The organism is Blastococcus sp. SYSU DS0533, assembly GCF_054050775.1.
Genome location: NZ_JBJGZZ010000012.1, coordinates 70,296 through 83,735, shown reverse-complemented (window position 1 = coordinate 83,735; position 13,440 = coordinate 70,296). Strand labels below are relative to the sequence as shown.

Sequence of the window (13,440 nt, the reverse complement as noted above, 5' to 3'; positions counted from 1 at the left end):
ACCTGGCCGCGGTGCGATCCGGAGGATCGCGATGTCACTGCGTGGGCAGCTGCATCGCCTTGCCGGGTTCGTGCGCCTTCACGACGACGAGGACGTCCTCGGGCTGCAGGGTGCCGATCAGCGGGTCGTCGAAGCGCAGCGTGCGACCACCGCGGGTCACCGAGAGGACGATGTCGCGCAGCTGGCGAGGGCCCAGCCCCACCTCGTCGGCGGTCGCCGTCCGCTGGTGCAGGTCCAGGCCCTGCCCACCGGTGACGAGGTCCTCGACGACGGCGACCACCCGGGGGCTGTCGGTGGACAGGCCCAGCAACCGGCCGGACGTCGCCGAGGTGGTGATGACGGTGTCGGCGCCGGACTGCCGCAGGAGGTTCGCGTTCTCCTCCTCGCGGACGCTGGTGGTGATCGGGACGCTGGGGTTGAGCTGCCGCACGGTGAGGGTGATCAGCACCGAGGCGTCGTCCCGGTTGGCCGCCACGATCACCGAGCGGGCCCGCTCGACGGCGGCCCGGCGCAGCACCTCCGTGCGGCCGGCGTCGCCGACGATGCCGGTGAGGCCCATCGCGTTGGCCTCGTCGATGGCCCGGGGCTCGGGGTCGACGACGACGATCTTCTCCAGCGGGGTCCCGCTGGCCTGCAGGGAGCGGATGGCGCTGCGGCCCTTGGTGCCGTAGCCGCACACGATGACGTGCTGGCGCACGCGGGACCTCCAGCGGTGGATGCGGAACTCCTCGCGCGAGCGCGCGGTCAGCGCCTCGAGGGTCGTTCCGATGAGGACGATCAGGAACATGATGCGCAGCGGCGTGATCAGCAGGACGTTGACCAGCCGCGCCGCCGGGGTCACCGGGGTGATGTCCCCGTAGCCGGTCGTGGAGAGCGTGACGGTCGCGTAGTAGAAGGCGTCGAGGAACGAGATCTCGTCGCCGCGGCTGTCCGCGTAGCCGTCCCGGTCGAGGTAGACGACGAGGACGACGACGAGCAGCACCGCGGCAGCGATGAGCACCCGGCGCCCGACCTGCCGGACGGGGGACTGCTCGAGGTGCGCGATGCGCACACCGGTGTGCTCGGTCTCCAGACCGTTCCGCTGCTCGTCCACGCCGCGGACGATAGTGAGCGCGAACCACGGATGCGCGCCGCCGCACCCGTTCGGGGTGCGGCGGCGCGCGCCGGGTCAGCCGCCGACGGCCTCGCGCTCGCGGGCAGCGAGCTCCCGCTTGAGCACCTTGCCGGCCGCCGAGACCGGGATCGCGTCGATGAACCGCACGTCGCGCAGCCGCTTGTACGGGGTCACCCTGCCGTTGACCTCGGCCATGACCGACTCGGCGGTCAGCGCGGCGCCGTCCGCGTCGTCCTTGCGGACCACGTAGGCCACGGGCAGCTCGCCGGCCTCCTCGTCGGGCCGGCCGACGACCGCGGCCCCGGCGACCCCCGGCACGGCGAAGAGGACCTCCTCCAGCTCGCGCGGGAACACGTTGTAGCCCTTGTAGAGCAGCATGTCCTTGGTCCGGTCGACGATCGAGAGGTAGCCGTCCTCGTCCAGGATGCCGACGTCGCCGGAGTGGAACCAGCCGTCGGCGTCGATCGACTCGGCCGTGGCCTCGGGGCGGTGCGCGTAGCCGCGCATCACCTGGGGGCCGCGGATGCAGACCTCGCCGCGCTCCCCGGCCGGCAGCGGGTCGCCGCCCCCGATCGGGCGGATGGTGATCTCGGTGTCGAAGATCGGCACCCCCACGGTGCCGGGCTTGCGGGTGCCCGAGCGGAAGGTCGGGTTGCCGGTGGCCATCATCGTGACCTCGGTCAGGCCGTAGCCCTCGCCGATCGTCGCGTTGGGCATGAGCGCCTGCATCTTCTCGATGAGCGTGACCGGCAGCGGTGCGGCGCCGCTGCTGATGCCGCGGACGTGCGAGAGGTCGGCCTCGGCGAACCCGGGTACCTGCAGCAGCGCCACGAAGACCGGGGGTGCGCCGCCGATCGAGGTCACCTCGTACCGGACCATGTCCTCGACGTACTTCACCGGGTCGAAGCGCATGTGGATGACGGTCATCGTGCCGCCCATGACCATGCCGTTGAGGTAGCCGATCGCGCCCATCGCGTGGAACCACGGCGTCAGGTTGATGATGCGGGCCTCCCCGAGCCGGGTGGGGTACTCGTCGGCGCCGAGCACCTGCTGCAGCGTCACGTCCCCCTCCTCGTCGAGGGCGGGCAGCGCGCCGGCGGTCCAGCAGCCCGACTGCAGCACGTTGGTCACGACCTGTCGGTGCGGCAGCTCCACGCCCTTGCTGACCCCGGTCGTGCCGCCGGTGTAGGCCAGGTGCGCCAGGTCGGTGGTGACGTCGAGGCCGGCGTCCAGGTGCCGGTCGGCCGGGTCACCGGCCAGCAGGTCGGCCAGGTCGACGTCGGAGGGCTCCAGGCCGTCGAGGCGGGCGGCGAAGTCGAGGGTGTGCGCCTCCCCGGTGACGACCACCGTCTCGACCCGGGTCTGCGCCAGCGCGCCGCGGACGAAGGGGAGCACCTGGTCCCAGGTGATGAGCGCCTTGGCGCCGGCGTCGTTCAGCTGGGCGGCGAGGTCGGCGGCCGGCAGCAGCGGGTTGGTGGGGGAGAAGGTGGCGCCCGCCAGCATGATCCCGTAGTACAGCGGCGGGTACTGCCGGCAGTTCGGGATGTGGACGGCGACGACGTCGCCCCGCCCGATGCCGTGGTCGGCCAGCCAGCCGGCGACCGCGTGCGCGCGGGCACCCAGCTCGGTGAAGGTGAGCGGCACGTCGTGGTCGACGAACGCCGTCCGGTCGCCCCACCGCCGCACGGCGCCCCGCAGGATGGAGCCCACCGGCACCCTCGGGTAGTCCAGGGACCGGGGCAGCCCGGGCGGCCAGCTGGCCGTGGTGGGTGCCGGGGCGGACTGCACGGTGGTCATTCGTTTCCTCTCGTCGGGTGAGCTGAGCCACAGGGTGGCCCAGCTCACAGCCCCTGTCGAGGGGTCTGTGAGGATGTGCCGCATGAGCGACCAGCGGACCGCCCTCGTGCTCGGCGGCGGGGGCATCACCGGTATCGCCTGGGAGATCGGCGTGCTCGCCGGCCTGGCCGAGGCCGGGGTGGACCTCACCGGGGCGGGTCTCGTCGTCGGCACCTCGGCCGGCTCGGTCGTCGGCGCGCAGCTCACCAGCGGCGCCCCGCTCGAGGAGATGTACGCCCGCCAGCTGGAGCCCCCGTCGCAGGAGAGGGTGGCCCGGATGACGCGCAGCAACCTCGCGCGCTACGCCTGGGCGATGCTGGTCAGCCGCGGCCGCGACGTCGAGTTCCGGCGGCGCGTGGGGTCGCTGGCGCTGGCGGCCGAGAAGGCCGGCGCCACACCGACCGAGCAGGAGCGGCTCGACGTGATCGGCTCGCGGCTGGTGTCCCGCGAGTGGCCGGAGCGGGAGCTCCTCGTCACCGCCGTGGACGCCGCCACGGGCGAGTTCCGCACCTTCGGCCGGGACTCGGGCGTCCCGCTCGTGCAGGCCGTCGCGGCCAGCTGCGCGGTACCCGGCGTCTACCCGCCGGTCACCATCGACGGCCGCCGCTACATCGACGGCGGCATGCGCTCCGCGGCCAACGCCGACCTCGCCCAGGGGTACGACCGGCTGGTCGTCCTGGCGCCCATCCCGCGCGGGGTCGGGCCGATGGCCAGCGTCGACGCCCAGGTCACCGGCATGGTGTCGCGGGTCGCCGTCGTGGCCCCCGACGAGGCCGCCCGCGCGGCCATCGGCCGCAACGTCCTCGACCCCGCCGCCCGGGAGCCCGCGGCCCGGGCCGGCCGGGCCCAGGCGGCCTCGGTGGTCGCACGCGTCGGCGAGGTCTGGGCCGGCTGAACCGGGGCACGGGCGCGCCACCAGTTCGTCACCGGGAGTTGTGGCGGGCGACGCGGCCCGGGCACCTCTCCTGGTTGGGATCAGCTCGCGGAGCCGCCGGCGAGGGTCGCCGTCCGAGCCCGCGGGAGTCCCGATGTCCCGAGCACGCCGCCTGCGTGCCACGGTCGCCGCCGTCGCGGTCGCCGTCCCCCTGTCCCTCGCCGTCCCGGCGGCCCTCCCGGCCGCTGCCGCCCCGCGGCCGCCGGCGCCCGAGCCCGGCACGGCGCTCGCCGACGACCTGCTCGTCGTGGGCCACCGGGGCGCCTCCGGCTACCGTCCGGAGCACACCCTCGCCGCCTACGAGCTCGCCGCCCGGATGGGGGCCGACTACATCGAGCCCGACGTCGTGAGCACCAAGGACGGCGTGCTCGTCGCCCGGCACGAGAACGAGATCTCCGGGACGACGGACGTCGCGAGCCGGCCGGAGTTCGCCGACCGCCGCACCACCAAGGTCATCGACGGCACGCCGTTCACCGGCTGGTTCACCGAGGACTTCACGCTCGCCGAGCTGCGCACCCTCCGGGCCGTCGAGCGGCTGCCCGAGGTCCGCGAGGAGAACACCCTCTACGACGGCCTCTACCAGGTGCCGACCCTGGACGAGGTGCTCGAGCTGCGGGCCCGGCTCACCAAGGAGCTCCGCCGCGAGATCGGCGTCTACGTCGAGACCAAGCACCCCACCTACTTCGACTCCATCGGCCTCTCCATGGAGGAGCCGCTGATGGCGGACCTGCAGGAGGCGCGGGTGCACAAGCACACCTCGCCGGTGTTCATCCAGTCCTTCGAGACGGCGAACCTGCGGGAGCTGGAGGAGAAGGGGGTGCGCGTGCCGCTGGTGCAGCTGCTCTCGGGCTCCGGGCAGCCGTACGACTTCACCGCCGCCGGTGACCCGCGCACCTACGCCGACCTCACCACCGCCGAGGGTCTGCAGGAGATCGCCGAGTACGCCGAGGGTGTGGGGCCGGAGAAGAACCAGGTCATCCCGCGCGACGCCGACGGCGCGCTGGGCACCCCGACCGCGCTCGTCGACGACGCCCACCGCGCCGGCCTGCTCGTGCACCCGTACACGTTCCGCAACGAGAACGTGTTCCTGCCCCCGGCGCTGCGGGACGGCGCCGAGGCCGACGACTACGGCCGGGCGCTGGAGGAGCACCTCGCCTTCTGGGAGGCCGGCATCGACGGCATGTTCACCGACAACCCCGACACCGGCGTCGTCTCGCGCGACCTGTTCGACGCCGCGCCCTGACCCCGGGTCGTGCCGGCGCCGGCCGCGGGGCCGACGCCGGCACGACGGGGCGGAGATGCCGCGGGCCCGCCTCAGCTCCGGCGCCAGAGCCACACGCCGACGCCCGCGAACCAGAAGGCCATCAGGTAGGTGACCGCCCAGCCCACCGGGGGGAGCAGGAGACCTGCGGCGAAGACGGCGCTGACGATCGTCAGCGCGCGGGAGGTGCTCCGGGCGGCCACCGCCACGGCGATGAGGAACCCCGCTCCCACCCAGGCAGCCATCGGGTGGACGACGTTCATCACGATCAGCCCGGTCTCCGCACCCGTCGGGCTCACCCCTCCGCCGAGCACCTGGGTGCCCACGACCGCCGCCGCCGCCAGCGCGGTGAACGTCGCGGCCAGCAGCAGCACGTGGCCGGCACCGAGCACCGGCAGCAGGCGCACCGCCGCGGTCTCACCGGAGCGCCCCAGCCGCCGGGCGAGCGCACCGGCCACCGCGGTGGCGAGGAGCGCGTAACCACCGAGCAGGGTCGCGGCGAGCGTGACCGGGGCGTCGCTGAGCGCCGCGGCGGCCTCCTGGGCGTTCGCGGCTCCCGCCAGGGGGTCGCCCAGGACGACGGCGGCCGCGGCGAAGGCACCCAGCGCGCCGATGCCGGCGGCCGCCGGCAGGGGTGAGCCGTGCTGCGCCGCGTCCACGTCGGCGGTGGCGGTGGTGGTGGAGGTCGAGGTGGAGGTGGTCACGGGCGTTCTCCTCGGTGGCGGGCGCGCGGTTCGCGCCGTCGGGTCCACGCTGGCGCTCCCGGGCGGACCTGCCGTCACCCTCGGGACCGATCCCGGGGCCGGCGTGCCGCCGGTCCGTCCCCCGCGAGGCAGATCCCGCATCGACCGTCCGGGGGACCCGCTGGGCCAGGGGCCGTCCTACGCTGCCCGCCATGCGAGGCGTGCTGAGCAGGTGGCGGGCCCTCCCGGTGCCGGTGCGCGACGGTGTGCTCGCCGTCGCGCTCACGGTCGCCGGCCAGCTGGAGCTGCTGGCGGCCGAGGAGCTCAGCGGTCCGCGCGGCCTGCAGCACGTCGCCTTCGCCGTCATGACGGCGAGCCTGGTGGCCCGGCGCGTCAGGCCGGTGGGCGCCGCCGTCGCAGGCGCCGCGGGGCTGGCCTTCCAGACCGTCCTGGGGGAGGCGCCCGCCGTCGCCGGCTTCGCGGCCGTCCTCGTCCTCACCTACTCGGTGGCCCAGTACGCCGACCACCGCCGGGACGCCGCCGTGGGGCTGCTCGCGGTTCTGGCCGCCGTGCAGGTCTACCCCTTCGTGGCGGACCGGCCGGTGAGCGCCGCGGACGAGGTGGCGAACATGGCGATCCCGGTCGTCGTCTGGGTCTTCGCCCGGTTGGCCCGCGAACGGCTGGACCGGGCGGTCGCGGCCGAGCGCGAGGCCATCGCGGCGCAGGAACGGGAGCGCGCGCAGGAGGCCCAGCGGGCCGGCGCGCTGGCCGCGGAACGCCGCCGGATCGCCCGTGAGATGCACGACGTCGTCGGGCACGGGGTCACGCTGATGCTCCTGCACGCCGACGCCGCCCAGGCCAGCCTGGGTACCCGCGAGCCGGCCGCGGCCCGGGCGCTGGACGTCGTGCTCGCGTCCGGCCGCGCGGCCCTCGACGACCTGCACCGGTTGCTCCGCGTCCTCCGGGAGCACGCGGAGGACGAGCCCGCGGACCCGTCGCCCGGCTCGATCGCCGCTGTCGACGAGCTCGTCGGGGCGGCGCGGACAGCCGGCCGGGACGTCGCTGTGACGACAGCCGGCCGCGTCCGCCCGCTGCCGGCCGCCGTGGAGGCGACCGCCTTCCGTATCGTGCAGGAGTCGCTGACCAACGCGCTCCGCCACGCCCCCGGTGCGCCGATCCGCGTGGTGCTGGACTTCGCCGACGAGGCGCTGACCGTCGAGGTGTCCGACGACGGCTCGGGATACGGCGATCCCGGGCGGCCGGGGCACGGCCTCCTGGGCCTCCGGGAGCGCGTGGCGCTCTTCGACGGTTGCCTGACCGCCGGGCCGCGGGCCGACGGCACGGGCTGGACCACCCGAGCGGTGCTGCCGGTACCGGTGCCGGAGCACGCGGCGGTATGAGCGTCCGCGTGCTGCTGGCCGACGACGAGGCCCTCGTGCGGGCCGGGCTCCGCATGATCCTGGAGGCCGAGCCCGGGCTGGAGGTCGTCGGGGAGGCCGGCGACGGGGTGGATGCCGTCGGCCTGTGCCGGCGGTTGCGCCCCGACGTCGCGCTCGTCGACGTGCGGATGCCCCGCCTGGACGGGATCCAGGCCGCCCGCCGCATCTGCGCCGACCCCGCGGCGGCGACGGCGGTGGTCATGCTGACGACCTTCGACGCCGACGAGCACCTGGTGGAGGCCCTGCGCGCCGGGGCGGCCGGGTTCCTGCTCAAGTCGATGCCGCGGGAGCAGCTGGTCGCCGCCGTCCGCTCGGCCGGCACCGGGGACGTGCTGCTGGCCCCCAGCCTGCTCCGGCGCCTGCTCGACGACCACGTGCGGCGGGTCGGCCCGACCCTGGCGCGGGCACCCGGCCTGGACCGGTTGACCGCGCGGGAGGAGGAGGTCCTGCGGCTGGTCGCCCGCGGTCTGTCGAACGCCGAGATCGCCGACCGCCTCGTGCTGGGTGAGGGCACGGTGAAGACCCACGTGGCCCGGGTGCTCGCCAAGCTGGGCGTGCGCGACCGGGTGCAGGCGGTGGTGGTCGCCTACGAGTCCGGGCTGGTGCGGCCCGGACAGGCGGACTGACTAGACCACCGGCTCGGCGACCAGGGAACCCGCCGAGTGCTCCTGCCGCAGCGCGGTCTTGAGCACCTTGCCGCTGGGGTTGCGGGGGAGCGCGCCGACCACCGAGTACTCCCGCGGGTTCTTGTAGCGGGCCAGCCGCTCCCGGCAGAACGCGGCCAGCTCCTCAGCCGTCGGCGGGTCGGCGGCGTCCCGCGGGGCGACGACGGCCAGCGGCGCCTCGCCGTAGCGGGTGTCGGGCACGCCGATGAGCGCCACCTCGGCCACCTTCGGGTGGGCGGCCAGAACGTTCTCCACCTCGGCGCAGTAGATGTTCTCCCCGCCGGAGATGATCATGTCCTTCTTGCGGTCGACGACGTAGAAGTAGCCGTCCTCGTCCTGGCGCACCAGGTCGCCGGAGTGGAACCAGCCGCCGGCGAACGCCTCCGCCGTCGCCTCCGGCTTGCCCCAGTACTCCTTCATCACCATGGGGCTGCGGTAGACGATCTCGCCGACCACTCCGCGCGGCACGTCCTCCATCGCGTCGTCGACTACGCGCACCTCCACGTTGAGCATCGGGGTGCCGACAGAGCCGATCTTGCGGACCGAGTCCTCGCCGCGCAGCAGGCACGTCACCGGGCTGCACTCGGTCTGGCCGAACGCCGTCATGACCTCCGCCTGCGGGAACGTGTCGATGAGCGTGCGGAGCAGGGTCGTCGACGCCGGAGCCGCGCCCCACGAGATGCGGGTCAGGCAGGAGAGGTCGCGGGAGGCGATGCCGGGCACGGCCACCACCGCCGCCCACATCGCCGGGACGAGGAAGAGGCTGTTGATCCGCTCGCGCTCCACCAGGTCCAGCATGGCCACCGGGTCGAACCCGCCGGAGCGCGTGATCACGTTGGTGCCACCGACCAGCAGCGGCGGCAGCCCGCCGGCGAGGCCGGCGATGTGGAACATGGGGGCCCCGGGCGCGGTGACCCGTTCCGCCGTCAGGTCGGCGCCGAGCGTCACCAGCTGGCTGAAGACGTGCATGAGCAGGTTCCGGTGGGTCAGCACCGCGCCCTTGGGCCGCCCGGTGGTCCCGGACGTGTACATGATGAACGCGGGGTCGCCCTCGTCCACGGCGACGTCGAGCGGCTCGTCCCCCGCCGCCGCCAGGGCCTCCTCGTACTCCTCGCCGATCACCAGCGTCGTCCGCACCGACGGCGCCTGCTCCCGGGCCTCGGCGCCGAGCCCGGCCAGGGCCGCGTCGACCACGAGCGCCACCGCACCGGAGTCGGTGAGCACGTAGGCGACCTCGTCGGCCACCAGCCGGAAGTTCACCGGGACGACGATCGCGCCGAGCCGGATCCCGGCGAGGTAGGCCTCCCACGTCTCCATGCCGTTCAGGGCGAGCACGGCGATCCGGTCGCCCGGTCCGACACCGCGCTGCCGCAGGGCCCGGGCCAGGCGGGTGACCCGCTCGTCCAGCTCGCGGTAGCTGCGGCCCGCGCCGTCGAACCGGAGCGCGGGCACGTCCGGGCCGGTGCGCGCGTGCCGGGCGAGCTGGTCGCTCATCGTCATGCCGCGGCCCAGGAGGTGGGGGATCGGGACGTCCACAGGGATCTCCTCGGCGCCGGCGCGGCTGTGACCCGCGTCATGCTGGCGGCGCGGGGAGGATCGGTCAACCGTGTCCGTCGAGGGCGAGCATGCGGGTGGCGACCCGCTTCCAGAGCGCGAGGTGCGGGTCGGTGGCGGCCGGCCGGTCCTCGAACGCGTAGACCAGCGCGACGCCGCGCATGCTCGTGAACAGCAGCTCGCACACGTCGGCGTAGGCGGGGGCGCCCGCGATCTCCGGGCCCCAGATGCCGTCGGCCACGGCGGTGATCGAGGCCCGCAGCCGGTGCTCCTCGCCGCGCAGCGCCGCCCGCAGTTCCGGATCGGTCCGGGCCGCCGTCCAGAGCTCCATCGCCGCCCAGAACGGGGGCTCCTGGAACGTCGCCCACATCAGGTCGATCGCCCGGTCCACCCGCTCGCGGCCGGTCGGCTCGTCCCGCATCAGCGCCGCGGCCCGGCGGCGCACCTCGTCGAGCTGGGTCGTGGACAGGTGCTCGGCGGCGGCGACCAGCAGCTCGGCCCGGGACGGGAAGTGGTGCAGCAGCCGGCCCCGGGAGACCCCGGCCCGGGCCTGCACGGCCAACGTCGAGGCGCCGGCGAACCCGTCCTCGACCAGGCAGGTGACCGCCGCGTCGAGGATCAGCAGGCGGCTGTCGGCGGTCCGCTCCGAGCGCGACCGGGGCCCGGGAGCGGCGCCGGCGGCGACGGGCTCGGCGCTCATCCGCGGAACAGTAGGCCGTGCCGGCGGCCCGGAACAGTCACCGTTGACCGTTCCGGGTGACGCCTGTCACGCTGCGGCCGACTCCCCGCTCACCGACGAGAGGCGTGCCCGTGGACTTCGACGACAGCCCCGACGAGGCCGAGTACCGGGCGCGGGTGCGCACCCTGCTGGAGGAGCACGCCGGCGAGCTGCTGCACCTCGCGCCGGGCCAGGAGGGCATCGACGCCCGCACGCACGAGGCGGAGATGCGCCGCACCCAGCGGGTGCTCGCCGAGGCGGGGCTGGTCGGCGTGACCTGGCCGCGCGAGTACGGCGGGCAGGGTGGCACGCTGGTCCAGCAGGCGATCGTCGGGCAGGAGCTCGCCCGCGCCCGGGTGCCCGCCCTGATCAACCACATCGGGATCGGCATGTGCGGGCCGACCGTCATCACCCACGGCAGCCAGGCCCAGCGGGACCGCTACCTCGCCCGGCTGCTGCGTGCCGACGACGTCTGGTGCCAGCTGTTCAGCGAGCCGGCCTCCGGCTCGGACCTCGCTGCTCTGCGCACCACCGCCGTGCGCGACGGCGACGACTGGGTGGTCAACGGGCAGAAGGTGTGGACGACGCTCGCGCACGTCGCCGACTACGGCATCCTGCTCACCCGCACCGACCCGGAAAAGCCCAAGCACGCCGGCCTCACCATGTTCGTCGTCGACATGCACGCCCCGGGCGTGACCGTGCGGCCGCTGCGCCAGATGGGCGGGCAGGCCGACTTCAATGAGGTCTTCTTCGACGAGGTGCGCATCCCCGACGAGGAGCGGCTGGGCGAACCCGGCGAGGGCTGGCGGGTCGCGCTGACCACGCTGATGAACGAGCGGGTGGCCATCGGCGGGGCCGGCGGCGCCATCGGAGCCCCGGTGGAGGAGTTCGCCGAGCACGCGCGCGAGCGGCTGCCGCGGCTGGACCCCGAGCGCCAGGTGCTGGCCCGCCAGGCGGTCGGCCGGGCGGTGGTCGCCGCGCTCGCCGCCCGCTACACCGGCTACCGCCGGCTCACCGTGCTCAGCCAGGGCGCCATCCCCGGGCCCGAGGCCAGCGCGGGCAAGCTCGCCGGCACCGAGGCGGGCCTGCTCATGGCGGACGCCGGGGTGCGCCTGCTCGGCGACGACGCCGTCTACGCCGCCACGGCCGACGGCGACGACCGCTGGCAGCGCACCCAGTCGTGGCTGCCGGGCATCAGCATCGCCGGCGGCACCGACCAGGTGCTCCGCAACATCCTGGGCGAGCGGGTGCTGGGCCTGCCGCCCGAGCCCCGCAGCGACAAGACCGCTCCTTTCTCGGGAGGGACGCGATGAACTTCGACCTCGACACCGACCAGCGCGACATCGCCGACGGCGCCCGCGACTTCTACCGCGGCAACGCCTCGCCGGCCGCCGCGCGCGCGGGGCTGGAGGGCGGGCGGCTCGAGCCCGGCCGCAAGGCGCTGGCCGACATCGGCTTCCTGGGCATCACCGTCCCCGAGTCCGCCGGTGGCTCGGGGCGCCCGCTCCTGGACCTCGCCGTCGTCGCCGAGCAGGGCGGCGCGGTGCTCGCGGCGCCGTCGCTGGTGACGGCCGCGCGGGCGGCCGTCCTGCTCGCCGACGCCCCCGACCTGGCCGCTCAGCTGGCCGACGGGTCGACGGCGTTCGCCGTGCTCGACGGTGCCGTCGACGGCTCCGCCCCCTCGGTGGACGCCGCCGACGCGACGCTCTTCCTGGGTCTCGACGGCGGCGACCTGGTGGTCGGCGAGGGCGAGGTCGTCCCCGGCCGGCCGCTGGACGCCACCCGCGGGCTGGCCTCGGTCCGGCTGACCTCCCGCCGGGTGCTGACCCCCGACGCCGGGGAGCTGTGGGCCCGGGCCCGCCAGGTGGGCGCGGTCGTCATGGCCGCGGAGGACCTGGGTGGCGCCGACCGGTGCGTGCAGCTGGGGGTGGCCTACGCGCAGGAGCGAGAGGCGTTCGGCCGCCGCATCGGCTCCTACCAGGCGATCAAGCACATGCTGGTCGACGCCTGGGTCGGGGTCGAGCAGCTGCGCTCGCTGGTGTGGTGGGCGGCGTGGGCGGCCGGCAGCAACCCGGCCGAGCTACCGCTGGCGGCGGCGGCGGCCAAGGCCTGCGCGGCGGCGACCTTCGAGCGCGCGGCGAGCACGCTCATCCAGGTGCACGGCGGCATCGGCTTCACCTGGGAGCACGACGCCCACCTGTACTGGCGGCGGGCCAAGGTCGACCGGCTGCTGCTCGGGGACGAGGCCGAGCACCTCGACGCCGTCGCGCGGCTGGCCGTCACCGGGGCCCTGGGCGGCGGGCGGTGACCGGCGAACTGACCGAGCTGCGGTACGAGGTGGCCGACGGCGTCGCGACCGTCACGTTGCACCGCCCGGACCGGCTCAACGCGTTCACCCTCACGATGGCCGACGAGCTCACCCGGGTCGCGGCGTCCGCCGACGCCGACGACGACGTCCGGGTGGTCGTCGTGACCGGCGCCGGCCGGGCGTTCTGCGCCGGCGCCGACCTCGCCGGCGGGCCCGACACCTTCGGCGACCGGCGCACCCGCGTGCGCCCGCCCGGCCCGCTGAGCGAGGAGATCGGCGGCTACCCGCGGGACGCCGGGGGAGTCGCCTCGCTGCCCTTCGCGGCGCTGCGCAAGCCCGTGATCGCCGCCGTCAACGGCCCGGCCGTGGGCATCGGCGCGACGATGATCCTGCCGATGGACGTCCGGATCGCCGCGGAGTCGGCCCGGTTCGGGTACGTCTTCGGCCGGGTCGGGATCGTGCCGGAGGCGGCGTCCTCGTGGTTCCTGCCCCGGGTGGTCGGCATCAGCCAGGCCATGGAGTGGGTGGCCACCGGCCGGGTGTTCGACGCCGCCGAGGCGCTGCGCGGCCGGCTGGTGTCCCGCGTCGTGCCCGACGACGAGCTGCTGCCGACGGCCTACGCGCTGGCCCGGGAGATCGCCGACAACACCAGCGCCGTCGCCGTCGCCGCCGCCCGGCAGCTGCTGTGGTCGATGCTCGGCGCCCCTTCGCCGTGGGACGCGCACCGCGCGGAGTCCCGGGCGCTGGTCGAGCTCGGGGACGGCCCGGACCCGGCCGAGGGGGTGGCCGCCTTCCTGGAGAAGCGGCCGCCGCGGTTCCCGGCGCGCCTGCCGGAGGGGGAGGTCGCCGGCGTCCCGCGCTGGCCCCTGCCCCCGGACGACGTGCGCCCGAGCTGACCCCGCCCGGTGCACCCGGCCGCGACTTCCGC

12 protein-coding genes are annotated in these 13,440 nt (G+C 75.2%); 7 read left to right on the top strand and 5 right to left on the bottom strand.

What is annotated here, in order from left to right:
* Window positions 1–34: 34 nt before the first annotated feature.
* Both ACI79W_RS14900 and ACI79W_RS14895 read right to left on the bottom strand, forming a co-directional pair.
* Complete coding sequence (locus tag ACI79W_RS14900; protein WP_456562866.1) at window positions 35–1,093, bottom strand: potassium channel family protein; 1,059 nt, start codon at window positions 1,091–1,093, stop codon at window positions 35–37.
* 75 nt (window positions 1,094–1,168) lie between these two features.
* A complete protein-coding gene (locus ACI79W_RS14895) occupies window positions 1,169–2,911 on the bottom strand; it encodes a class I adenylate-forming enzyme family protein (protein WP_456562865.1) in 1,743 nt (580 codons plus the stop codon).
* A gap of 82 nt (window positions 2,912–2,993) precedes the next feature.
* Between ACI79W_RS14895 and ACI79W_RS14890 the strand changes: the two genes are divergently transcribed.
* Window positions 2,994–3,845: a patatin-like phospholipase family protein gene (locus ACI79W_RS14890; RefSeq protein ID WP_456562864.1), complete on the top strand. Its 852-nt coding sequence runs from the start codon at window positions 2,994–2,996 to the stop codon at window positions 3,843–3,845.
* Window positions 3,846–3,978: 133 nt separating this feature from the next.
* Window positions 3,979–5,127, top strand: coding sequence for a glycerophosphodiester phosphodiesterase (locus ACI79W_RS14885; RefSeq protein ID WP_456562863.1), 1,149 nt, complete (start codon window positions 3,979–3,981; stop codon window positions 5,125–5,127).
* Window positions 5,128–5,198: 71 nt separating this feature from the next.
* Here ACI79W_RS14885 and ACI79W_RS14880 read toward each other — a convergent pair whose 3' ends face one another.
* Window positions 5,199–5,849, bottom strand: a complete 651-nt coding sequence (locus tag ACI79W_RS14880; RefSeq protein WP_456562862.1) for a hypothetical protein — start codon at window positions 5,847–5,849, stop codon at window positions 5,199–5,201.
* Between the two features lie 191 nt (window positions 5,850–6,040).
* Here ACI79W_RS14880 and ACI79W_RS14875 point away from each other — a divergent pair, with 191 nt between their 5' ends.
* Window positions 6,041–7,228 carry a sensor histidine kinase gene (locus tag ACI79W_RS14875; RefSeq protein WP_456562861.1) on the top strand — a complete coding sequence of 396 codons (1,188 nt, stop codon included), beginning with the start codon at window positions 6,041–6,043 and terminating at the stop codon, window positions 7,226–7,228.
* A complete protein-coding gene (locus ACI79W_RS14870) occupies window positions 7,225–7,893 on the top strand; it encodes a response regulator (RefSeq protein ID WP_456562860.1) in 669 nt (222 codons plus the stop codon). The genes ACI79W_RS14875 and ACI79W_RS14870 overlap by 4 nt, the downstream gene beginning before the upstream one ends.
* On the opposite strand, the gene ACI79W_RS14865 is transcribed toward ACI79W_RS14870, so the two are convergent.
* Entirely contained in the window at window positions 7,894–9,468 is a 1,575-nt protein-coding gene (locus ACI79W_RS14865; RefSeq protein ID WP_456562859.1) for a long-chain-fatty-acid--CoA ligase, read from the bottom strand. It abuts the gene before it with no gap.
* Window positions 9,469–9,532: 64 nt separating this feature from the next.
* Window positions 9,533–10,186, bottom strand: a complete 654-nt coding sequence (locus ACI79W_RS14860; protein ID WP_456562858.1) for a TetR/AcrR family transcriptional regulator — start codon at window positions 10,184–10,186, stop codon at window positions 9,533–9,535.
* Between the two features lie 104 nt (window positions 10,187–10,290).
* Between ACI79W_RS14860 and ACI79W_RS14855 the strand changes: the two genes are divergently transcribed.
* Genes ACI79W_RS14855 through ACI79W_RS14845 form a run of 3 tightly spaced genes read left to right on the top strand, consistent with a single transcriptional unit; the run spans window position 10,291 to window position 13,408 of the window.
* Complete coding sequence (locus ACI79W_RS14855) at window positions 10,291–11,517, top strand: acyl-CoA dehydrogenase family protein (RefSeq protein ID WP_456562857.1); 1,227 nt, start codon at window positions 10,291–10,293, stop codon at window positions 11,515–11,517.
* Window positions 11,514–12,512 carry an acyl-CoA dehydrogenase family protein gene (locus tag ACI79W_RS14850; RefSeq protein ID WP_456562856.1) on the top strand — a complete coding sequence of 333 codons (999 nt, stop codon included), beginning with the start codon at window positions 11,514–11,516 and terminating at the stop codon, window positions 12,510–12,512. Before ACI79W_RS14855 ends, ACI79W_RS14850 begins: the two co-directional genes overlap by 4 nt.
* On the top strand, window positions 12,509–13,408 hold the full coding sequence (locus ACI79W_RS14845) for an enoyl-CoA hydratase-related protein (RefSeq protein WP_456562855.1): 900 nt from the start codon (window positions 12,509–12,511) through the stop codon (window positions 13,406–13,408). The genes ACI79W_RS14850 and ACI79W_RS14845 overlap by 4 nt, the downstream gene beginning before the upstream one ends.
* The last annotated feature ends 32 nt before the right edge of the window (window positions 13,409–13,440 follow it).